This is a genomic window from Bacillus sp. 103mf, assembly GCF_900116295.1.
Classification (GTDB): Bacteria; Bacillota; Bacilli; order Bacillales; family Bacillaceae_G; genus Bacillus_A; species Bacillus_A bruguierae.
On record NZ_FPAF01000005.1, the window covers coordinates 59,517 to 82,523 of the forward strand.

Sequence of the window (23,007 nt, forward strand, 5' to 3'; positions counted from 1 at the left end):
GATGACACTAACACTTATGGTAATTCTTGGCTGCTTTTTGTTTGCAGAGCTCTTTCAATTATTTATAAGAAATATATTAAGTAAGAGACGTACACCATATGAATTGCAGTATTTCCCATTATTTTTAATGTTATTTTTTATGCTATATATTTTGCAAAAAGTCACTCTTTTTCCACCAACCATTGAAATTTTTTTGAAATTAGGTTTGCTATATAGTTGCATCGGAATGGGAATCTTATGTTGTCTATTTTTTCTGAGATATGTCCACTATCAAACTTATATTTTGATTTTAAATTGGTTGAATCGAGATGATGGAAACCGTCTTTCATAAGATGGTTTTTGTCTATCATTGTCACATTCTATCAGTTCTATGAATAAAATAGGACGAGCATATAATATATGCTTTAGAATGAAGGGGAAAGAAAGGGATTGAGTGATGAAACTTGTCATTGATGCAGGACATGGCGGATATGACTCGGGTGCTGTTGGAAATGGTTTAGAAGAAAAGAATCTCACGTTACAAATTGCGCAGCGTGTTCGCGATATTTTACTAGCAACTTATTATGTGGACATTGAGATGACACGTGATAGTGATGTATTCGTAGCGTTATCAGAACGGGCAAATATCGCTAATTCATATAATGCAGATTTCTTCATTTCATTTCATATTAATAGTGGTGGCGGGACAGGCTATGAAGATTATATTTATAATGGCCTCCCAAGCGGTAGTTCCGCGGCTATGAAACAAGCGAAAATGCATGAAGCTGTTCGCACTGTTTTAAATCAATATGGATTGCAAGACCGCGGTGCTAAAGCAGCGGATTATGCGGTATTAAGAGAAACAGCAATGGACGCTCTCTTAACAGAAACAGCATTTATTGATACGACGTTAGATGCAAATTTACTAAAAAATCAACAGTTCATTGAAGATTTGTGTCAAGCGTATACAAAGGGGATTGCAAATATTATGGGATTGTCTGCGAAAGAGAACCCGAATCCTCCAGCACCAGATCCACAAGCGATTGGTGTAGTAAATATTCTTGGAACGAACGTAAATTTACGAACAGGTCCCTCAACAAGTTATTCAGTTATTCGTCAATTAAATGCACCGGAATCGTATGTTGTTTTTAATGAGAGTAATGGATGGTTAGATCTTGGAGCGAGTCAGTGGATTTATTACGATCCATCTTATATGCAATATACAAAGTATAGAAATCAAGATGGAAGTCCGATTGGTGTAGCCGAAATTCGCGGAACCAATATCAACTTAAGAACAGGACCATCAACGAGCGCTTCAGTTATTCGTCAATTAAATGCACCAGAATCATATGTAGTATATCAATACCAAAACAGTTGGCTTGATCTTGGAGCGAGTCAGTGGATTTATTATGACCCCTCTTATATTAAATACACTTCATATTAAGTTGGAAGGAAAGAATCCATGTTCTATAGGTTCTTTTGATTTTAACTTTGCCAAATGAAGTGAACGTATATAAAAACACCTAGGGTTTCTTGTATTTTACAAGAGATCCTAGGTGTTTTTTGAGTAGAGAGTTTTTCTATTGAGACTTTTCATCATGGCAATTTCTTTAGATAATACCGTCTTCTTTTATTTGTTCGCAGTATTAGGCGTTGTTTTTTGTGAACTCTTTGTTTCCACCGCTGGCCATAAAAATGAATTGAACGAACTATTAGAGGAGAAAATGCTCCACTGAAATTATTATATCCCTCAAGAAACCCCAAGTTATTCCCTCCTTTTTAGGAGATAAAAATAATGAGAACAAATAGTTTGCGTCTCATATTTTATGTTTTGATATCCAATATGAGCAAGTCTTTTTGAAAAAAATAATTACTAATAACATAGGTTATTAGTAGGTGGGTAAGAACATTTGGGTATATGTTGAAAAAGAAAATTCAATATAGCTAGTAAATGGAGAGAATATTTTGTTGTGTAATAGTTAGAAAATTCCTTCTTTTTAAGTGGATTAAATTATACAATGGGGGTATATAGGAAGAGGAGGCGAGGAACAATGTACAGTACTTATAAAGATTGGATATTACTTAATGGAAGTATGATAAATACGAGAGAGAAAGAGCAAATGATTTCATTAGATGAGCGAGGATTACAGTTTGGAGATGGAGTATATGAAGTATTTCGTTTATATGATGGGAAGCCTCATTTATTAGATCTCCATTTAGATCGTTTTTTTCAATCTATGAAAGCAATTGAATTAGAACCGCCCTTTACAAAAGAAGAATTTATTTATCAAATGCAGCAATTAGTTGAGAAAAATGAATTTAAAGAGGATGGAAATGTATATATTCAAATTTCAAGAGGTGTACAGCCTAGAAACCACTTGTTCGAGTCCAATCTTCAGCCTACATACTATGCAAATATCGTACCATTTCCAAGGCCAGATACTTTGATGGAAAACGGAATTAAAGCAACAGTTGCCGAGGATATACGTTGGCATTTTTGTCATATAAAATCCCTTAATTTACTTCCGAATATCATGATTAAAAATAAAATTGCAAAAGAAGGCTATTACGAAGCGATTTTAGTTCGTAATGGCATTGTAACAGAAGGGTGTCATTCTAATTTCTTTATTGTCAAAAATGGAACTCTTATTACACACCCTGCGAACCAATTTATTTTGCATGGAATTACACGTCATCATGTCATTTCTTTAGCAAAGAAGTTGAATATTCCTGTTGAAGAACGACAATTTTCTCTTCCAGAAGTATATGGTGCAGATGAGTGTTTTTTTACAGCTACACCCATTGAAATTGTACCAGTGACGCAAATTGGAGGAGATTGGTATCAAACGGGAGAACAACCAATTATAAGAAAGTTGCAGGAAGCGTATAAAGAAAGTATTTATAATAAAGTAACGCCGAACAATTAATAAATTACGGCTTCACTTTGAATGCGGTCATTCCAGTAACTTGAATCAGTACAGTTGTTTGAACAAGTGACAGAAAAATCGCTTCATGGATGAGTAACGATCCTAAAGGATTTTTATAACAGGCATTGCATATCGGTACTTTCTTTCAATGAGGGAGTGATGGTATATCTATATGCACGTCTCTTCGATGTGTCTGTATCTTATAAAAATGCTGTTCGAGCTATATATACTAGGTAAATATTGTATTATTTCCAAAGCCAAATACGCTGATGGAAAATGGAATGAAAGTGAAACTGCGTTTTATTGAACGTTAGAAGTGAAAAAATACGTAAAAAGCTGGAACATGTCCAGCTTTTTTTGTTATGTGATATAATCAGACTGGCAGGGATTTTGAAAATGTTATAAAAGGGGATTTTAAATTATATGGATTATCAAGCATTCAAAGATATTATTCACGGTCGTCGCAGCGTTCGTAAATTTACAGAGCAAGATGTTTCTGTGGAAGATATTGAAGAAATTATCGATTGTGCGAGATATGCACCGAGTGATACAAATTCGCAAACATGGGAATTTGTCGTTATTATGAACCGTGACAAAATTAAAGAAATAGAAGAAATGACATGGAATGAATTACATAAGCGAGCAGAAGAAGCAGCACAAAAAGGGGAGGAAAAAGCAGGGAAATTATTGACTCGTTCTTTTGGACCATATGCAACAGCATTTTCAGATGCACCGGTTTTAATCATTTGTTTAGCAACCCCATATCAATCTAAATTTCGTGAAAAGATTTTTGATCCAATTGAGTTTGTTCCAGAGTCTGTTTGGGAAGAGGAAGGCATTAAAAGTAGTTGCTTAGCCTCGCAAAACTTAATGCTTGCGGCTCATGCTAGGGGCCTCGGTACATGCCCGATGACAGGACCGGTGTTATTAGCACAGAACGAGCTAAGAGACTACTTAGAAATTGGATCTGATAAACAAATCAATATGGTGATTGCATTAGGACATCCGAAAGAACAGCCAAAAAAATTAGCTCGAAAAGAAGTAGCGGAAATTACGAAGTTTATTCGATAAAATGAACTCTTCGTTAGTAAGAAGAGAAAAGTTGAAATAATCTTAGTTATAAGGGCTAAGATTATTTTTTTGTGGAAATGAATAGTAAAAAAGATTTACTAAAAATTTCTTGAAGAAATAATGGTGATAAACAGGGAATAAGTGTGGTACAGTTAATGATATAAGTAGAGAATTTGTTTATGAAAGTAATAAGTGTATATATTTAAGAGTTATTCTTGTATAATAAATTATACATTGAGATACAGGGGGAATGGATTTTGAAAAAATTCATAGTCACTGGATTATCTGTTATGTTGTTAGTTGGTTGTGGAGTAACAGAAGAAAATAACGTCAAAGAAGAAAAACAACAAGAACGAGTTGTTAATGCACAGCAAGAAATAAAATATTCATTCCCAGAGGGAGTAACTTCAGTTGGTGAAGGAAAAGTAAAAGTTGTTACACCAGATGGTACATCGGAAAATGGGAATATACCTGTCGTATTTATTAAAAAAGATACGCTTATTCAACAAGTAGAAGTTGAACTTGAGAATTTTCAAGAGGATAAAGAAATATTTATATACGTCGATAAACAGTTTGAAGACAAGCACCAAGTAAAAAAATTAGCACAAACAATAATGTCGTTAAAAGAAGAGACACTACAACCAGGTATTCATACCGTAACAGCAATTCAGTATGAAAATAATGATCCGAATGGAAAAGTAATCAACTTTGTTCAAGCGAAGTTTGAAAATAAACCAGCACAGTAAGAAGAAATCTGCTTTTTAAGCAGGTTTCTTTTGTTTGTATAGGGATTTTCATTTTACCTGTCGAATATGTAATAAAACGTCATTATAACGCGTTTTCTATTGTTTACTGTGAAACGAAAGGAAGAGAAAAGATGAAGCGAGCACTTATTAATATTGATTATACATATGATTTCGTAGCAGAAGATGGAGCTTTAACGTGTGGTAAACCTGGGCAAATGATAGAAAAGAACATTGTAGAAATTACGAAGCAGTGTATTGAAAATGGAGATTATGTAATATTTGCTGTTGATAAACATGTAGAAAATGATTTACATCATCCAGAGAGACAATTATATCCACCTCATAATATAGCAGGAACAAAGGGAAGAGACTTATACGGTGAATTACAAAAATTATACGAAATACATAAAGATGATGAAAATGTATATTACATGGATAAAACACGGTACAGCGCCTTTGCAGGAACAGATTTAGAAATTAAACTTAGAGAAAGAGGGATACAAGAAGTGCATCTTGTTGGTGTTTGTACGGACATTTGTGTGTTACATACAGCAATTGATGCCTATAATAAAGGATTCCGCATTGTAGTTTACGAAAAAGCAGTTGCCTCATTTAATCAACAAGGGCATGAATTTGCCTTGCAGCATGTAAAGTCTTGTCTGCAAACTGCAGTAAAGTAGGAAGAAACGACCGCCAGAAAAATAAAAATTCTGGCGGTTTCGTTATTTTCTTGCAATTATTCAAATTGAACCTCTATACTCATGAAATACTACGTTGCTAAATCCAGTTTCTTTCAATAATTTTTCTATAGCTTCTTTTGTTTTGAATTTTTTCATATGATACTTTATTTTATAGAGCTCAGCGACAATGAGAAAATAGCCATTTGGTTTTAATACCCGAAATACTTCTTTTACATCATTCTCTAAATTTGGCCAAAAATAATGCGTTTGAAAAGCAGTAATAAGATCAAAAAAGTGATTTGAAAAAGGCATAGCCGATACGCTGGCTCGTTCTATAAGTACTTTTCCTGAATCCACATCTTTTTTATTCATTTTGATAGAGTTTTCTACTGCTTGATTGGAATAATCAATACCATATATGTTTCCGTTTGGATTCATTTTCGAGAGAGTATGTATTGTTTTTCCACCGCCGCAACCTATATCGAGCACGTTTGCATGCCCATGTATTTTAATATTTCCATTTTAATTTTTCGACATCTTTGTCTAGCTCTGCCTCCTAGGCCCTCATGTCTAAGAACCTTCCACACAAGAAGGTAAAAAACACCTTCTGTGTGAAAGAACCTTAGCCAATGGGCCTAAACAGTCGGCTCCGCTTTTCTTTGTAAGTCGCTGCTATGCAGAATACAATATGATCAGTACTCGATTGCTCCTTTTTTTAAACCTTGCATGTGGCAGAAAAAGGCCCTGACCGATTCTATGGATGGCCAGATGCTCTCGCTTGCCTAGAGAGAAAGAGGGTTTTTATGTCGATTTTTTAATTTGTATTTATATAGTGATATGAGTTTTATTTGTAGTATTTAGAAATTTCATAATGTTATAATGAGAAATGGTGATGAACATGAATGAAAATGAAAGACAAATGCATCGATTGCAAGCGTTAAAAGAAATTGCGGAGTTATTAAATGAAGCGACTGATTTGCAGCAAATGTTAGAAAAAGTCCTGCATACGCTCTTGCAAGTGATGGATTTACAAACAGGATGGATTTTTTTTATTGATGAAAAAGGAACGCATCGAATGCTCGTTGATACAAATTTACCACCAGCACTTACATGGGAAGAAAAGAAACCAATGTGCGAAGGTGATTGTTGGTGTATTGATCGATTTGTTGCGGGGCGTTTGCAAAAAGCAACAAATATTATTGAATGTAAGCGTATAGAGGATGCGATTGAATATGAATGGGGAGAAACAGAGAGTATTACGCATCATGCGACGATTCCACTTCAGGCAGGAGAGGAGAAGTTTGGATTATTAAATGTTGCTTCTCCTCATAAAACGTACTTTACAGAAGAAGAATTAGCTTTATTAGAAGCGATTGCTTTTCAAATAGGGACAACGATTCAACGGATTAGGCTAGTTGAGAAAGAGCGGAAATATGTAATCGTTGCAGAAAGAAATCGCCTAGCGCGTGATTTGCATGATTCTGTTAAGCAACTTCTCTTTTCCATTATGTTAACGGCTAGAGGAACAATGGATATGACGAAAAATAAAGAATTAAAGGAAATGTTAACTTATATAGGAGAGTTATCACAAGAGGCGCTGCAAGAGATGACATTATTAATTTGGCAGTTACGGCCTGAAGGTTTAGAAAAAGGTCTTGCTGAAGCAATTCAAAACTATGGGAAGCTCCTTGGTATTCATGTAATTATGCGAATTGATGGGGTTATTTCGATAGACGATGAAATAGAAGAAATGTTATGGCGTGTTAGTCAAGAAGCGCTTCATAATTGTAAAAAACATGCTTCTTGTGAAAAAGTATTTGTCTATTTGAAAATAGAGAACAATGTGTTGAAGTTTCAAATCGAAGATGATGGAATCGGATTTATGAAAGAGAAAGTAAGAGATTCTGCGCTTGGTTTAAAAACTATGAAGGAACGTATTGAGTTGTTGAAAGGAAAATTTCATATTCAAACGAAACTAGGTGAAGGAACGAAGGTTGAGATTCAGTTACCGGTCTAAAGGGGAGACATGTATTGAAAATTAAATTATTGCTTGTAGAAGATCATCATATTGTCCGAAGAGGACTTGTTTTCTTTTTAAAAACAAAAGAAGAATTTGACATTATTGGTGAAGTGGGAGATGGAGAAGAGGCATTACAATTTATTCAAACAGAACGACCTGATGTTGTATTAATGGATGTGTCGATGCCGAAAATGGACGGAATTGAAGCAACGAAGCGTATAAAACAATATGACTCATCTATTAAAATACTGATGTTAAGCAGTTTCTCAGAACAAGATTATGTTCTTCCAGCAATGGAAGCAGGTGCAGATGGGTATCAATTAAAAGAAGTGCAGCCCGATCAACTTGTAGCTTCTATTATTGCAGTTCATCAAGGGAATGCTAATTTTCATCCAAAAGTAACGCCTGCCTTATTAGGTCGCCCTGCGGCAATTGAGAGTAAGCAAGATCACTTGTCTATGTTAACGAAACGAGAAAAAGAAGTGCTGCGAGAAATAGCCAAAGGAAGAAGTAATAAAGAAATTGCGTCAGAACTACATATTACAGAACAAACTGTGAAAACGCATGTTTCAAATGTCTTAGCTAAATTACATGTAGATGATCGGACCCAAGCAGCCTTGTATGCGGTAAAACATGGTGTTGTATAGGAAGAGTAATGACAGAAACTCATACGAAAGTATGAGTTTCTGTTTTGTTTTTTCATACTATTTTCTCAAGTGGTTTCCGCCTTTCTTACGGTTTATAAGAGGGAATTTTCTGATAAGATAAATATAGAAATTCAAACAAGGGAGAGAAATAATCATGAAACTAGTTGTCATTAACGGTACACCACGTAAATTTGGTAAAACTCGCGTCATTGCACAGCACATTGCACAAACTTATAAAGGAGAATTATATGATTTAGCTGTTGAAGCACTTCCATTATATAACGGAGAAAATTCTCAATATGAATTACAAGCAGTAGTAAAATTAAAGAAACTTGTTAAAGAAGCAGATGGTGTTGTCCTATGCACGCCGGAATATCATAATGCGATGAGCGGTGCACTAAAAAATGCATTTGATTTTCTTGGAAGCAGCGAGTTTATGCATAAACCTGTTGGGCTTCTTGCAGTTGCAGGTGGAGGGAAAGGTGGTATAAATGCCTTAAATAGTATGCGCATTGTGGCAAGAGGTGTATATGCAAATGTGATTCCGAAACAAGTTGTTATTGATAGTCTTCATGTACAGAACGGAGAATTAGGGGAAGATGCGAAACCGCTAATTGCGGATTTGCTAAAAGAATTGAGAGGGTACATGAGCATTTTTCCAGAACTGAAAAAACAGTTAGGAGCTGATTAATTTGTCATCTCTTTACCGTGATTCTCGGTTGTACTATATTCTTGGAGCCAATAGCCTATCAGCGATTGGCTCTGGGATTACGATGATTACAATTTCGTGGCTGCTTGTAACGGCGCCTGGTGGCAATACAATGTTTGGTTATATTTCGATTATGTCTACACTTGTTATGTTTTTGTGTACACCGTTTATCGGACATTGTATTGATCGCTTTTCTCGTAAAACGTTACTTTTAGTGAATGAAGCCATTGGAGCAATCGCAGTCTTTGTTATGGTATGTTGGGGATTTACAGGTCACTCCTATGAAACAATCCATTACATTGTGCTGTATATAGCAGGTTCGTTTTATTATCTATTATTCTATCCGAATATTTTCGCATTTAACCAAGAAGTGTTTGCACCAGAGCATTATAAATCACTTAGTGGTACGATGGAAATACAGGGACAATTGACACAAGTTATTGCTGGTGCAGTTGCTAGCTTTATGATTACAATTGTTGCTGTCAAATGGATTTTATTTATTAATATGTTAGCGTATGTCGGTGCATTTTTACTGCTATCGTTTATTCCATATACAAAAGAGAGAACAAAACTAGGAAAGCAACCATTTGCAAAACAAATTTTTGAAGGCGTTCATTTTATGAAGAAAAGAAAGCAATTATTTTGGTTTTTATTTGCATCGTATATGCCGTTTATCGGTGTAATGATGACGAACTACTTAATGCCGGTGTACATTTCAGACGTATTAAAGGCAAATGGATCGGTATATGGTACGCAAGGAATGATGTACGGTATCGGTGCAATGTTTGCGGGAATTGGTATTCCAATTCTTATGAAATATGTAAAAACGGAAATATCTATTGTATTCACGATGCTTATATATACAATTTCAATTACCGTAATGGTTATACAACCATCTGTTTACTTGATATACGGCCTTGCTATTTTTATGGCGATGGGAAATGCCGGAACACGTGTTGCACGAAGTGTGCTTATGATGGAAGAGGTTCCAAATGAAATAATTGGGCGTGTTGATAGTCTATTTCGATTTGTTGGTACAGGTGTACGAGTTATTCTTCTTATTGCCTTTACAACGTTTGTGTCTCAAATCGGCGTTATGGTTCCGTTTTATGCACTGAGCCTATTATTAATTGGTGCAACATGTATTGGGGTTTCATATGTGAAAATGCAGCGGCAAGAGCGAATTCACATTACCAATAAAACGGTTGTATAGTAGCAAATCTAATACACATCCTATAGATGTAACATTTAAAAAAAGGTGTGAAATGATATGGGAAAAACAAAAGCACTAGGTTCTGCGAAGCATAAAGGAAATCAAACGCAAGATCATACGTCTTCAAAGAAAGCACGCAATGCTCAAAATGCAGGACAGCGTCAAGGATAGGGAAAGTAGCGAGGATTGTCTCCTCGCTATTTTTTTGAAATTTACTAGATGTAGGTAAAATACTTCTGTATGATCTCTTTCTTTTATATAATATAAAAAAGGGAGAGAACTGCTATATGAATAAATGGTTATTATTACTGTTGTTATTACCGCCAGTATATGTTGTTTATATAACATACTGTATGAAGAAAACTGCTAATGAGAAAGTAAGTCATACAGCACCGTATGTTTTAATTTTAGGTGCAAAACTATTTGGTGATAAACCGTCATTATCACTACAAAATCGATTAGATGTAGCGCTAGGCTATTTACATTCGCATCCAAAAGTAAAAGTAGTTGTATCTGGCGGACAAGGAGAAGATGAAGATATTTCAGAGGCTCTTAGTATGAGCCGCTATTTAATGGAAAACGGTATTGGAAAAGAAAGAATTTTACTTGAAGATCGTTCTACAAGTACATATGAAAATATAAAGTTTTCTAAGGATTTATATGATATAAAACATGCGGTTGTAGTAAGTAACACCTATCATTTATACCGAGCAAAAATTATTGCAGACCGCTTAGGAATGAAGATGGAAGCACTTGCTGCACCGACGCCAAAGCGTTCGCGGAAAAAGGCATATATACGTGAGTATGCGGCGATCATAAAGACAATTTTAAAAGATTATTAGGGCTCAAAATAGGGCTCTTTTTTATTTTGAAAAGACAAATCATTTGAAAATAGCTCAAATTTCCATGAGAATAGAGGAAAGAATGAAAAAGGAGTTGTGTATGTGATTCGATTTGAACACGTTTCAAAAACGTTTGATGATAAAACAAAGGTGGTAGATTCTCTAGAGCTAGAGATTCGTAAAGGAGAATTTTTTGTTTTGATTGGTCCGAGTGGATGTGGAAAAACAACGACAATGAAAATGATCAATCGATTAATTGAAACAACAGAAGGTTCAATTTTTATTGATGGGAAGAATATTCGGGATTATAACATTCATGAATTACGATGGGATATTGGATATGTATTGCAACAAATTGCGCTATTTCCGCATATGACAATTGCAGAAAACATTGCGGTTGTACCAGAAATGCGCAAATGGAGTAAAGCGAAAATTCAAAAGCGTGTTGATGAATTATTAGAAATGGTTGGTTTAGATCCTGATACATATAGGGGACGTATGCCAGATGAATTATCTGGCGGTCAAAAGCAGCGCGTTGGTGTTGTGCGAGCGCTTGCGGCCAATCCGAAAATTGTTTTAATGGATGAACCGTTTAGTGCGCTTGACCCTTTAAGCCGTGAGCAGCTGCAGCGTGATTTAGTAGACTTACAAAAAAAGATTCAAAAAACAATTGTTTTCGTAACTCATGATATGCAAGAAGCATTAGCACTTGGTGATCGTATTTGTATAATGAAAGATGGAAAAGTTGTCCAACTTGATACGCCAGAAGTAATTTTACAAAACCCCGCAAATACATTTGTAGAAGAATTTATTGGGAGACCACGATTATCTTGGTATGATCATAGAAAAGTAGAAGATATAGTATCAATATTAGTACAAGAAGGAAAACAAGGTGATGGTAATCCACTTTCGACTGAAGCTTCCTTGCAGGACGCTTTACTTCGTTTAGAACGCGAAAAAGAAATACCAATCGAACAAAACGGTACATACATTGGTACATTAACAAGTCAACATATCGTTCAATATATAGTAGAGCAAATGAAAGTGAGGGGATAGACAGTGACATCCTTTTTACAAACGATACAAGAGCGTAAACAAGAACTGTTAAGTGCCCTTTTGGAACATTTGCAAATTTCGTTGATTGCTTTATTTTTCGCAATTCTTATCGCAGTGCCGCTTGGAATTTTGTTAACAAGAAAAGAGCGTATTGCTGAATGGGTAATTGGTACTTCTGCTGTAATGCAAACGATTCCTTCTTTAGCACTTCTTGGGTTATTAATTCCGTTAGTTGGTATCGGAAAGGTTCCAGCTATAATCGCCCTTGTGATTTATGCACTGCTTCCTATTTTAAGAAATACATATACGGGGATACGTGAACTAGATCCATCGCTTATTGAGGCAGCAAAAGCGATGGGAATGAACAATTGGAGACGTTTATGGAAGGTAGAAATACCACTTGCTTGGCCTATTATTATGGCAGGAATTCGGACGGCAATGGTATTAATTGTTGGTACGGCGACATTAGCTGCTTTAATTGGAGCAGGAGGGTTAGGAAAGCTTATTCTGCTTGGAATTGATCGAAATGACCATGCTCTTATTATATTAGGGGCTATTCCAGCTGCATTATTAGCACTATTCTTTGATGGTGTGCTACGCATGACCTTGCATGTAAGACGTTCACCGAGACGAACAATAGTTGCAGCAGTTGCTGCATTTGGAATCATCATCGCACCTTTTCTTTGGAGTGTGCAGAAGAAAGATATCGTAATTGCTGGTAAGCTTGGTTCAGAACCGGAAATTTTAATTCAGATGTATAAACAATTAATCGAACAGGATACTGATTTAAAAGTAGAGGTAAAACCAGGATTCGGAAAAACATCTTTTATATTTGAAGCGCTAAAATCTAAAGAAATCGATATTTATCCGGAATTTTCAGGAACGGCCTTATCAACTTTCGTAAAAGAAGCACCAAAAAGTACAGATCGTCAAGAAGTATATGAGCAGGCACGAAATGGGATGGAGCAGAAATTTAATATGAAGCTGTTAAAGCCAATGCAGTATAACAACACGTACGCATTAGCAGTACCAAAACAAATAGCGAAGCAGTATAACATCAAGACAATTTCTGATTTGAAAAATGTTTCTTCTGAAATGAAAGCTGGCTTTACACTTGAGTTTGCAGATCGTGAAGATGGATATAAAGGAATACAAACACTATATAATATACAGTTTCCTCATTTAAAAACAATGGAACCGAAGCTGCGTTATAGTGCAATTCAATCTGGTGATGTGAATGTCATTGATGCTTATTCAACAGACAGTGAATTACAGCAATACGGTCTACAAGTATTAGAAGATGATAAAGGGCTGTTTCCACCATATCAAGGAGCGCCATTAGTACGTGAAGAAACGTTAAAGGAATATCCAGAAATTGAAAAATCATTAAATAAACTTGCGGGGAAAATTACTGACGAAGAAATGCGTAACATGAATTATGAAGTGAACGTAGAAGGTAAAGCAGCAGAGAATGTAGCAAAAGAATTTTTACAAAAAGAAGGACTATTAAAATAGATGAAGTGAAACTTCCATCAGAGAGGGTTTTATCACCCTCTGATGGAAACCTCGTCCAATTGGGCGCATAGCGGCAGTTATCCATCATCTATCTTCTTCGGACTCCTCACAATCTTGAGGGCGGGATTTTACTGCTCACAAATAGCAGGATAAAATTTACAGATGTAACATAAAAAAAGTCGTTTATATAAAAATAAACGACTTTTTTATGCATACTTATACTTTTTTTCGAAAAAGTATTCCATTTTTGCTCATTTTCTTTTAGAATAGGTAATGTTTTTCTGAAAGAATATAAAGTGATACAGTTCGTCATTTTCAGGGTACGTATTTTTTATATAAATAACTCATAATATGAATGCCTGGTGGAACGGAATGAACACATCAAGAAATTGCAGACGGGGTGATACCAATAGAAAAGAAATTAGGATTTTTTCCATTAATCGCACTTGTAGTAGGAACAATGGTTGGAGGCGGGGTGTTTAGTTTACCGCACGATTTAGCAGCAGGAGCAAACAGCGGTGCTACCTTAATTGGTTGGTGCATTACAGCTTTAGGAATGATTCCGCTTGCTCTTGTATATCAATCATTAGCACATCGAAAGCCAGAGCTTGAGGGTGGCATTTATAGTTATGCACGCGCTGGTTTTGGAGAATATATTGGATTTAACAGCGCATGGGGATATTGGATTGCTGGAATATTAGGTAATGTTGCAACAATTATGTTGTTATTTAACTCATTAGCATATTTTTTCCCGATTTTTAAAGGTGGTAATAATGTTCCATCTATTGTCGGTGCATCACTTTTATTGTGGACACTTCATTTTCTTATATTACTTGGAATTCGTGAAGCTTCGATTATGAATTTTATTGCGACAATTGGTAAGCTTGTCCCAATTGTATTATTTATTGTGATTATGGTTACTGCGTTTCGATGGGATACATTTACGCATGACTTTTGGGGAAAAGCTCCGGTTTCATTATCTTCTGTACTTGGACAAGTTAAAAATACGATGCTTATTACGCTTTGGGTATTTATTGGCGTAGAAGGGGCAGTCGTTTTATCGGGCCGAGCAAAACATAGCCGTGATGTCGGAAAAGCAACTGTATTCGGTTTACTGTTAGTAATGGGCATTTATATTTTAATTTCTGTTTTATCACTAGGGGTAATGTCACGAGAGGAATTAGCGGCACTTGAAACACCGTCAATGGGACATGTATTAGAGCATGTCGTTGGTTCATGGGGCGCATTTGTTATTAACTTAGGATTAATCGCCTCGCTTATTGGTACATTAATTGGTTGGTTTTTACTTGTTTCGGAAATTTCTCACGTTGCTGGAAAAGACGGCGTATTTCCGAAGGTCTTTACGAAAACGAATAAAAATCATACACCACATATGGCATTATGGATTTCAAACTGTGTTGCCCAAACATTATTTATTATTGTGTTATTTTCAGCATCCACATATCAGATCATGTATTTTATTGCATCAACATCAATTTTACTCCCATATGTATTTTCAGCACTATATCAGTTGAAATTAGTGATTACAAAAGCATATGAAGGAAACAGGTGGAAAGATGGGATACTTGCTTCTATGGCATCTGTATATGGAGTTTGGCTCGTATATGCAGCCGGATTGAAAAATTTATTACTTGTTTCTTTAGTTTATGGCATCGGACTTATTGTGTATGTCGCTGCAAGAAAAGAGCAAGGAAATCGCTGTTTTACTCGCGCTGAACAATATGTGATGATTATCATTTTACTTGCAGCAGGTACTTCTATTTATATGCTGGTTACTGGAAAGATTGGAATGTAAAGATATCAATATACAAAAAAGGATTTATGCTACAGTGTCGGCATAGATCCTTTTTTTTATGGGTGAACAAGATTTCTTGCGTGGTTAGCAGGAATTTTTAGGGATTAACAGAATATATAGTTTTAAGAATGTGTAGGAGGGGATTGTTATGGAAGAAAAGGAAAAATTGATGCGGATTGTAGAGTTAGCACAAGATGTTCGGAAATTATTAGTGCAAGAAGCGTTCTTTAATCGAAATCCCGAACTGCGCGGAGCGGTAGAAAATTTAGCGTGTTCTGTAGAGGTTTTAGCTAATATGCATGTACACGAAGATAAGAATGCAGAAGATACATTACGTTATGTATTAGCGAAAATGAAGATTGCTCACAATGCAATTTCTCACGAAAAAGAAGACTTTCATTTAACCTGACAATAAGTGTCAGGTTTTTTGTTTCTAGTTTGCTTTTATTATTCATACAATGATAAAAGCATTGAAAAAAAGAAGGTGAGCGAGATGAAACTCGAGAAAGCTCTTCACCCAAGTTTTGTAAAGAGATTACAGCATATGCGTTTTGTTGGGAAATTTGCAGAAGAGCCAAAGAAGAAAGGATCATTTTTTGTCGTTTGTCTTTCGCCAATTCCAAACATAATTGAAGCGGCTTTTGGAGAAGATTCTTATATATTTGAGGGTTTATATAAAAATAAACAAAATGAAAAATTTTTCGCAAGTATAAAAGAAGGAAAACGAGAAAAACAATTGTTGTTATTCCGACTTTCTTATATGGAGAACACTTTATATGTAGAATTAATAGATGCTGAAGAACGAGAAATTGCAAACTCCTATAAAATGATTCCTTCGCCTAAACTATCAGTCACAAAAGCGAGAGAAGTGTTTGAAAGAAAACTCGAGAAAGGATATGTTTCATTTCTAGTGCCCAAATTTCCACATGATTTTGGTACGCCAGGGTTGTTATGGTATGAAGGGCGGATATATGGAAATGTATCTTTAAAACCTTCTATTAGTGCCATTACATATCGAGAACAGAGGCGGGATGTTCGTTACCTCGATGTGGATGATTGGATGCAGTATGCCGATATGAATGTAGAGAATAGTTTGTTTTTTGTGCGAACAGAAGTATATGAGCAATTAGAAAAACAAATAAAAGAGAATGGAAAACAAATTGAAATCAGCGATACACGTAAACAAGAAAAGGGAAATGAATGGAATGAACGTGAGTATTCTTTTATACAATGCGTAAAGCAAATTATCGCAGAAAAAGAATTATATATTGATGAAAGTGATATTTACAATTTTCATATTTGTGTAAAGACAAATTTATTGACAATAGTAGGTGGTATGCCTGGAATCGGAAAATCACAGTTTGTGCAAGCCTATGCAGAAGCGCTCGGATTAACGTTTGGGAAAGATTTCATTTGGATTCCTGTGTCACCATCTTATCAAGAGCCTCATGATGTATTAGGTTATCTTCATTCAAATGGAACGTATATGGAAAGTGAGACAAAACTTGTTCGAACATTGTTAGATGCTGCTGAAAATCCAAATCAATTATATATGATTGTATTTGATGAAATGAACTTGTCATATATTGAGCATTGGTTTACTCCTTTTCTATCACTCTTGCAGCTAGATCGAAAAAACCGTATTTTAACTTTATATGCGGCTAGTAATGAAAAAGAACAGGATGTACCACCGCAAATAGAAATTGGTGATAATGTCATTTTTATTGGTACAGTTAATTTTGATGAAACAACAAAGGAGCTATCTGACCGTTTATTAGACCGTGTAAATGTTGTATTCCTTCAAAAAATTCCATTCTGTGAGATGAGTATGGTTGAGAGAAAGATGATAAATATTCCGTTTTCATTATCTGTTTCAGCCTTAGAATTTCGAATGAACTGGGTTCATCACAAGGCAATGCTTGATGTGTTTACAGAAGAAGAATTGGAGTTATTAGATAAAGTGCATCAGCTGTTATTTCTTCACGATGCTTCAAAAGGAATTTCTTTTCGCGTTGCGTCGGCAATTGCATCTTATTTGCAAAATATCCCATATGATGAAGGGAGATCTTTGTTAATAGGTCGTGAAGAAGCATTTGATTTACAAATAAAACAACGTATTTTAACGAAGTTACGTGGTACAGAAGCGACAATGAGGGCATTGCTTCGTGAAGAGGGGAAGAAAGAGATGTCTCTTGTACAACTATTACAATCATCACTTGCAAATCGTGTATCAACTTTTGAACACTCACTGCTGTATATGAAACAAAAACAGCGAGAGTTGGAGCTGTATGGATATGTTAAATGAAGGTACGTATGAAACAGAAATCATAGAGACAGGGGAGAGACTTCCCTTTGTATTGAAAGTGATAGTAGGAGCAGAAGAGAAGGGGGAGCATATTGTATTAAATAAACTTTGTGTTTCGCCAGTTACGATTTCTTCATGTGTGTACAAAGTACAAGAATTAAAACCGCTTCGGCTACATATACAATCAAGGTACCCAATAAAGATTACGTTCATTTGGAATAAAGTATATGAAGGACAAAAGCAACATATGGAATGGAAATATGAACTGCATGAAAAGCAACGTACTGTTTTACTATATGAGCATGGAAAAACGGATTATTTATATCCATGGCGCTGCGGTGTATATCACTTTGAAGTGCAGGTTGGAGAAGAGGTGTTTTACGGGGCATTTCAAATCGTTCCGAAAAATTTTTTTGATGATCAACTAGAGTTAATTCAGCAATATGTAAAGTCTGTACTAGGTGAAATCATTTTAGATCGTGGATATTATAAAAAGACATTTGTTACGTTTGCAGATATTGAAGATTATTCATATATGCGTATGCTCCGTATGTTGCCGCAAAAAATGAAAAAAGTAAAGCAGTTATATTATGAAATGCAGCAAAAGAAATTTTTTGAACAAGAACATATATGGGAAATAAAAGAGAGAAAACCCACAAGAAAGAGCGCCATTATACATGAGAAAAAACCGTATGCAAAATGGTATAATCGCCGCTTTACAGAGCAAGAGCATTGTAAAGAAAATGGTTATGTAAAATATAAAACGAAGTTGTTTTATAATAAACTATTAGAAATTGATTTATTTTTGCGCGAAATTATTCAGAAACTAGAGCGGGCACAGCAAACACGAAGAGAAGAGAAAAAAGCAGTGTATACCATTTTACAAATGATTGAGCGAAATGGCTCTGTGACTGAGCGAGACAAACAAAAATATGGCAACATTCATTTGTTAAAAGACACTGATTTGCGCAAAATTGCGATGAAAATTCAAGAATATAAAGTGTTATATACCATTTTGCAAAGTACACTTACGTATTTTTCACATCTTTTATACACACCATTTTGGAGAGGGGTTCAGGAAGAAGTTACACTTACAACACATTCACTTCCTCCTTTATATCATCAGCTATTACGTCAACTTGAATTTTTACCGCAGCACAATGAATTAGAACCATCGTTTTTATTTGTTTATAAGCCGACATTTTTAATTTATGAGTATTATGCATATTTTACTATTGTGGAAATTTTACAGGAGATTGGTTTTAACGATGCTCCGTCAATTGCAGAACAAATTCAATCGTATTTTTATTTAGATGGTTTACAAGATGGAACAACAATTGTGTTAGAAAACGAAGAGTTGCAGCTGCATGTGGCATTCAATGATTTAATTGAAATACATCCGCTTATTGCGCTCAGTAAACAGAGTCATTTTTATAATGGAGAAGATACCAAAAAACCGGATATTCGTATTGATTGTTATAAGCGAGGAGAAACTGCCTATATATATCAATCATCTATTATTATTGAAGTGAAATATAGTCCGATGTATAACATTTTTCAGCCAGTTGGAAATACGAAAGCAACCGAGCAGATGTACAAATATTGGTCAATTAAATATGTAGAAGAGCAGAATGGAAAACGATTATTTCACCGCCGTGCAATTTATGAAGTTATATGTGTATATCCAGGCAGTAATATGCATGCCAAAAAAATTGAAGCAGGTTGCGGTATATTTTTACAATTGTATCCGTATAAAACAAAAAAAGGTGAAGAGAGGCTAGCGGGGAAAAAAGAATTAGTGAATATTTTTCAGGGGTGGTTGGCGGGGATAAGGAAATAATGTGTTATCCCGCTATTTTGGGGCAGTAATACTCCCACTTCAAAATTTAGCGAAAGCATTGTCCAGCTCTAGCGGCTAGAATCTCCGGTCGTTTCGCCCCCTCGAACGAGGCAAAAAGCGCCTCTCTGTCAGTGGCGTGGGCGTCCTGCGATTCTGGGCGAGCCGCTTCCGCTTTTCTAAAGAAGTTAGGTGGGAGATAAACTGCTGGCATGCGCCCGATTGGGAGGGCTAATAATCAGTGGGGGATGAACAAAACCCCCACTGATTAAAGTTTCACTTTATCTTATCCCCCTAATGGTCAGTTTTTCTTTTGAATTTTGAGGGGAGGAAGGTATCTTACAAAATGTAACATGTTTTTTATGAATATTGTTATGTATATATGGAATTTTTGTATAAATATAAAAATAATACAGGAATCATCATTTATATATGGAAACTATAAATGAAAAAACAATTTTTCTTGCATAGCATGTTTCCTTTTTATATGATAGGTGATGAAAGCGCTAACAAAAGTAAAGGGTGATGGGAAAGGCGGGGTAGTATGTTCCAACGTGTTCAAACAAAGGAAGAACATTTTTGGTTCGAACAATTATGGGGAGATTTTTGTGAAGAACGAAACTTAATGTTTGTAGAACGAAATTTAACACCTTCAAGATTTTTATTGATAGAAGACAATCATTATATCGGAACGGTTGAATGTATACATTATACAACACCTGAACAATCAAATTCCGAGTTTTTTTATCCGTTTTCTGAAAGTGAATATATAAAAGGGTTAAAAAACGTGTACGAAATTGGAAAGTTAAGTATTGCAAAAACATCTCGCGGTCGTGGACAATTTAAACAACTTGCGACGATTTTATTTATACATGCGTTAGAAGTAAAGGCGGAGTGGTATATTGCGGTTGTAACAAAGCGTATGTATATGTACTTACGTTCATTAGGATTTCCAATTGAGCCAATCGATGAAGCATTGACTGTTAATGATGAACTACAAGGTGTACCAGTTCGTATTCATGTTATGAAGGGATTGACGCATATGTATTCTTTGAAGGAATTTCGTGATGTGATTCAAGGAAATGCACATGCACAAGCATTGATTAAAGAGAACAGTAAAAATATTATGTTAACAAGATAAAAATTGTCACAAAATTGCATCATTCCATGTGATTATCATCACATCTTTCGATAGCGATTTGTATTACGCTTACACTATAAAGATTGCTAGAGAGGGGATGGGAATGATGTTTTGTCATCAATGTGAACAAACGCCTACCGGAGGATGTAAAATTATCGGAGTTTGTGGAAAAGATGAAACCATTGCAAGCTTACAAGATATTATCGTTTTTGCTTTAAAAGGAATTGCTGCATATCGTACTCATGCAGCGCAGCTTGGATACACAGACCCATTTGTAGATGCAGTTACACATGAAGCGTTATATATGACGTTAACAAATTCAAACTTTAATGAACAAGAACATTTAGATATGGCAATGAAAGTTGGGAAAGCCGCGATTCGCGTGATGGAATTACTCGATAAGGCACATACTGATCATTTCGGAGTGCCAGAACCAGTACAAATTACACAAAATCGCGCTTATGGGAAAGCAATTGTTGTTACAGGACATAATTTGTTTGCGCTAGAAGAGTTATTAAAGCAAACAGAAGGAACAGGTATCAATATTTATACACATTCTGAAATGCTGCCAGCACATGGTTATCCCCAGTTGAAAAAATATGCGCATTTAAAGGGGAATATCGGAAAGGCTTGGTATGATCAGCGTCGTTTATTCGAAAAATTTTCAGGAGCTATATTAGCAACGACAAATTGTGTGATGCCAATCAAAGGAACATATGCAAATCGCTTCTTTTCCTACGATGTTGCAGGATTAGAGGGAGTACGCAAAATTGAAAATAATGATTTTACATCGCTTATTGAAACGGCGCTGGAACTTCCAGATGTACAAATGGAGTCAGAAGAACAATTAACAACGGGATTTCACCATGAAACCGTATTATCGCTTGCACCGGAAATTATTGATGCGGTGAAAGTTGGTAAAATTCAACGTTTCTTCGTCATTGCTGGTTGTGATGCACCTGGAAAAGGCGGGGAATATTATCGTGAATTAGCAACATCCTTACCACCAGAAACAGTTATTTTAACGACATCTTGTGGGAAATTTCGATTTAATGACGTAGATTATGGCGTTGTGCCAGGAACGAATATACCGCGTTATATTGATCTCGGACAATGTAATAATTCGATTTCAACAGTGAAAATTGCAGCCGCTTTAGCGGAAGCATTTCAATGTGAAGTGAATGAGTTACCAGTCAGCATTGTATTGTCTTGGTTTGAGCAAAAGGCTGTAGCCATTTTACTCGGATTATTTAGTTTTGGTATTCAAGATATTCGTATCGGTCCGAAAGCACCGGAGTTTATATCACCAGGTGTACTACAAGTGTTACAAGACGCATTTCGTTTACAACTCATTACAACAGCAGAAGAAGATATGAAAACGATGTTATCATAATAAAAAAGGTGATGTTCGATGAACACCACCTTTTTTTATTACAGAATATTAAAATCCAAAAATATTCAAAATCATTTTACGTCGTTTTGGTTTTTCTTCTTGTTTTGATGCTGCGACTTCTGGGGTAATATAGATAGGTTCTTTTCGTTTAAGTGCCGCTTCTAATTGTTCAATTTTTGCATGCATTTCTTCTATTTCATTACGGTGCTGTAACAATTGATAGCTTACAACATCGTCTGCCTTTTCTTGTAATTTTTCTTCTAGACGATCTAATCGTAGGGAAATATGTTTTAATTCTTTTATAAATTGTTGCATTTCATTTGATGGTGCTGCCTCAGCAGCAGGATTGGAAGGGAGTTTATGTTCGTGACTTGATGTAGAGCGCTGAAATTCAAGCATTTGCTGTAAATCTTTTTCGTAAAAAACATAGTGTCCAAATTTATTCTTTTTTAATTCTAATCCAATTTGCTGCGCAAGGCGGATGACAGCTTTTGGACTAATACCTAACGTTTTGGCAATCATCGGCGTTTTATATTCCACAATAATCCCTCCTACGTCTTATTGTTAGAAGGATTCGTGATAGCTTTTTTGTTCCCTGCATGCTTGACAAAAGAAGTGAGAAATCGGCAAAGAAAGTGCTTTTTCACAAAAATAATTTTTTTAGGAAGGAAATATCCCGAAAATAAAAAAATTGTCTATATAAATCCATTTTAATTTTTCGGCATCTTGTCTAGATCCAGCGGCTAGAACAGTCGGTGGCTTCGCGTCTTCCGCCGAGGCAAAAAGCGCCTCTATGTCAGAAGCTCCATCCCCCTCTTGTTCTGAGCGAGCCGCTTCCGCTTTTCTTTATAAGTTGCATTTATACAGAATACAACATGACCGCTACTTGCTTTCTCCTTTTGTTTTTAAACCCTGCATGTGGCAGAAAAAGGCCCTGACCGCCTCTATGCATGGCTAGATGCTCTCGCCGCCTAAAAAGAAAGAAGTTTTTTATGTCGACTTTTTAATATGTATATAATTTCAGCTGTTTCTCTTATTTGACGGAGAGTATAAGTTTCGTTATCATAAACGTAAATATCTTTTTTATGCATGCATATAATGTATAAAAGG

At 35.5% G+C, this 23,007-nt stretch carries 21 protein-coding genes; 19 read left to right on the top strand and 2 right to left on the bottom strand.

Features of this window, described 5'->3' with window-relative positions; all coding sequences use genetic code 11:
• Position 1: 1 nt before the first annotated feature.
• The 6 genes from BM350_RS27570 (at position 2) to BM350_RS14110 (ending at position 5,403) form a co-directional block, all read left to right on the top strand.
• Positions 2-331: a hypothetical protein gene (locus BM350_RS27570; RefSeq protein WP_139207584.1), complete on the top strand. Its 330-nt coding sequence runs from the start codon at positions 2-4 to the stop codon at positions 329-331.
• A gap of 105 nt (positions 332-436) precedes the next feature.
• Complete coding sequence (locus BM350_RS14090; RefSeq protein ID WP_090911643.1) at positions 437-1,423, top strand: N-acetylmuramoyl-L-alanine amidase; 987 nt, start codon at positions 437-439, stop codon at positions 1,421-1,423.
• A gap of 607 nt (positions 1,424-2,030) precedes the next feature.
• Entirely contained in the window at positions 2,031-2,906 is an 876-nt protein-coding gene (gene dat, locus BM350_RS14095; RefSeq protein WP_090911641.1) for a D-amino-acid transaminase, read from the top strand.
• 423 nt (positions 2,907-3,329) lie between these two features.
• A complete protein-coding gene (locus BM350_RS14100) occupies positions 3,330-3,977 on the top strand; it encodes a nitroreductase family protein (RefSeq protein WP_090911639.1) in 648 nt (215 codons plus the stop codon).
• 257 nt (positions 3,978-4,234) lie between these two features.
• Entirely contained in the window at positions 4,235-4,723 is a 489-nt protein-coding gene (locus BM350_RS14105) for a putative periplasmic lipoprotein (RefSeq protein ID WP_090911637.1), read from the top strand.
• Between the two features lie 131 nt (positions 4,724-4,854).
• On the top strand, positions 4,855-5,403 hold the full coding sequence (locus BM350_RS14110) for a cysteine hydrolase family protein (RefSeq protein WP_090911635.1): 549 nt from the start codon (positions 4,855-4,857) through the stop codon (positions 5,401-5,403).
• A gap of 60 nt (positions 5,404-5,463) precedes the next feature.
• On the opposite strand, the gene BM350_RS14115 is transcribed toward BM350_RS14110, so the two are convergent.
• Positions 5,464-5,916 (bottom strand): class I SAM-dependent methyltransferase, encoded by a 453-nt coding sequence (locus BM350_RS14115; RefSeq protein WP_090911633.1) that lies wholly within the window; start codon positions 5,914-5,916, stop codon positions 5,464-5,466.
• A 385-nt stretch (positions 5,917-6,301) separates the two neighbouring features.
• Here BM350_RS14115 and BM350_RS14120 point away from each other — a divergent pair, with 385 nt between their 5' ends.
• From BM350_RS14120 to hcp, 13 genes are all read left to right on the top strand, one after another.
• Positions 6,302-7,420 (top strand): GAF domain-containing sensor histidine kinase, encoded by a 1,119-nt coding sequence (locus BM350_RS14120; protein ID WP_090912603.1) that lies wholly within the window; start codon positions 6,302-6,304, stop codon positions 7,418-7,420.
• Positions 7,421-7,434: 14 nt separating this feature from the next.
• On the top strand, positions 7,435-8,070 hold the full coding sequence (locus tag BM350_RS14125; protein ID WP_090911631.1) for a response regulator: 636 nt from the start codon (positions 7,435-7,437) through the stop codon (positions 8,068-8,070).
• A gap of 154 nt (positions 8,071-8,224) precedes the next feature.
• Positions 8,225-8,761 (top strand): NADPH-dependent FMN reductase, encoded by a 537-nt coding sequence (locus BM350_RS14130; RefSeq protein WP_090911629.1) that lies wholly within the window; start codon positions 8,225-8,227, stop codon positions 8,759-8,761.
• A 1-nt stretch (position 8,762) separates the two neighbouring features.
• Complete coding sequence (locus BM350_RS14135; RefSeq protein WP_090911626.1) at positions 8,763-9,992, top strand: MFS transporter; 1,230 nt, start codon at positions 8,763-8,765, stop codon at positions 9,990-9,992.
• Between the two features lie 287 nt (positions 9,993-10,279).
• Positions 10,280-10,834 carry a YdcF family protein gene (locus tag BM350_RS14140; protein ID WP_090911624.1) on the top strand — a complete coding sequence of 185 codons (555 nt, stop codon included), beginning with the start codon at positions 10,280-10,282 and terminating at the stop codon, positions 10,832-10,834.
• 102 nt (positions 10,835-10,936) lie between these two features.
• Complete coding sequence (locus tag BM350_RS14145; RefSeq protein ID WP_090911623.1) at positions 10,937-11,890, top strand: ABC transporter ATP-binding protein; 954 nt, start codon at positions 10,937-10,939, stop codon at positions 11,888-11,890.
• Between the two features lie 3 nt (positions 11,891-11,893).
• Positions 11,894-13,405 (top strand): ABC transporter permease/substrate-binding protein, encoded by a 1,512-nt coding sequence (locus tag BM350_RS14150; RefSeq protein ID WP_090911621.1) that lies wholly within the window; start codon positions 11,894-11,896, stop codon positions 13,403-13,405.
• A gap of 388 nt (positions 13,406-13,793) precedes the next feature.
• Entirely contained in the window at positions 13,794-15,221 is a 1,428-nt protein-coding gene (arcD, locus tag BM350_RS14155) for an arginine-ornithine antiporter (RefSeq protein WP_090911619.1), read from the top strand.
• A gap of 148 nt (positions 15,222-15,369) precedes the next feature.
• A complete protein-coding gene (locus BM350_RS14160) occupies positions 15,370-15,630 on the top strand; it encodes a LemA domain protein (protein ID WP_090911617.1) in 261 nt (86 codons plus the stop codon).
• Between the two features lie 84 nt (positions 15,631-15,714).
• Entirely contained in the window at positions 15,715-17,526 is a 1,812-nt protein-coding gene (locus tag BM350_RS14165; RefSeq protein WP_090911614.1) for a hypothetical protein, read from the top strand.
• Positions 17,516-19,366, top strand: a complete 1,851-nt coding sequence (locus BM350_RS14170) for a hypothetical protein (protein WP_090911612.1) — start codon at positions 17,516-17,518, stop codon at positions 19,364-19,366. Before BM350_RS14165 ends, BM350_RS14170 begins: the two co-directional genes overlap by 11 nt.
• A gap of 541 nt (positions 19,367-19,907) precedes the next feature.
• Entirely contained in the window at positions 19,908-20,504 is a 597-nt protein-coding gene (locus tag BM350_RS14175; protein ID WP_090911610.1) for a hypothetical protein, read from the top strand.
• 106 nt (positions 20,505-20,610) lie between these two features.
• Entirely contained in the window at positions 20,611-21,897 is a 1,287-nt protein-coding gene (gene hcp, locus BM350_RS14180) for a hydroxylamine reductase (protein WP_090911608.1), read from the top strand.
• 48 nt (positions 21,898-21,945) lie between these two features.
• Here hcp and BM350_RS14185 read toward each other — a convergent pair whose 3' ends face one another.
• The gene (locus BM350_RS14185; protein WP_090911606.1) at positions 21,946-22,437 is read right to left on the bottom strand and encodes a chromosome segregation protein; all 492 of its coding nucleotides are present in this window, start codon (positions 22,435-22,437) and stop codon (positions 21,946-21,948) included.
• Positions 22,438-23,007: the final 570 nt, after the last annotated feature.

Coding starts and splice junctions, on each gene's coding strand:
- hcp (WP_090911608.1), top strand. CDS start 20,611: ATGTTTTGTCATCAATGTGAACAAACGCCTACCGGAGGATGTAAAATT.
- BM350_RS14120 (WP_090912603.1), top strand. CDS start 6,302: ATGAATGAAAATGAAAGACAAATGCATCGATTGCAAGCGTTAAAAGAA.
- BM350_RS14090 (WP_090911643.1), top strand. CDS start 437: ATGAAACTTGTCATTGATGCAGGACATGGCGGATATGACTCGGGTGCT.
- BM350_RS14160 (WP_090911617.1), top strand. CDS start 15,370: ATGGAAGAAAAGGAAAAATTGATGCGGATTGTAGAGTTAGCACAAGAT.
- BM350_RS14175 (WP_090911610.1), top strand. CDS start 19,908: ATGTTCCAACGTGTTCAAACAAAGGAAGAACATTTTTGGTTCGAACAA.
- BM350_RS14110 (WP_090911635.1), top strand. CDS start 4,855: ATGAAGCGAGCACTTATTAATATTGATTATACATATGATTTCGTAGCA.
- BM350_RS14165 (WP_090911614.1), top strand. CDS start 15,715: ATGAAACTCGAGAAAGCTCTTCACCCAAGTTTTGTAAAGAGATTACAG.
- BM350_RS14100 (WP_090911639.1), top strand. CDS start 3,330: ATGGATTATCAAGCATTCAAAGATATTATTCACGGTCGTCGCAGCGTT.
- dat (WP_090911641.1), top strand. CDS start 2,031: ATGTACAGTACTTATAAAGATTGGATATTACTTAATGGAAGTATGATA.
- BM350_RS14140 (WP_090911624.1), top strand. CDS start 10,280: ATGAATAAATGGTTATTATTACTGTTGTTATTACCGCCAGTATATGTT.
- BM350_RS14130 (WP_090911629.1), top strand. CDS start 8,225: ATGAAACTAGTTGTCATTAACGGTACACCACGTAAATTTGGTAAAACT.
- BM350_RS14170 (WP_090911612.1), top strand. CDS start 17,516: ATGTTAAATGAAGGTACGTATGAAACAGAAATCATAGAGACAGGGGAG.
- BM350_RS27570 (WP_139207584.1), top strand. CDS start 2: ATGACACTAACACTTATGGTAATTCTTGGCTGCTTTTTGTTTGCAGAG.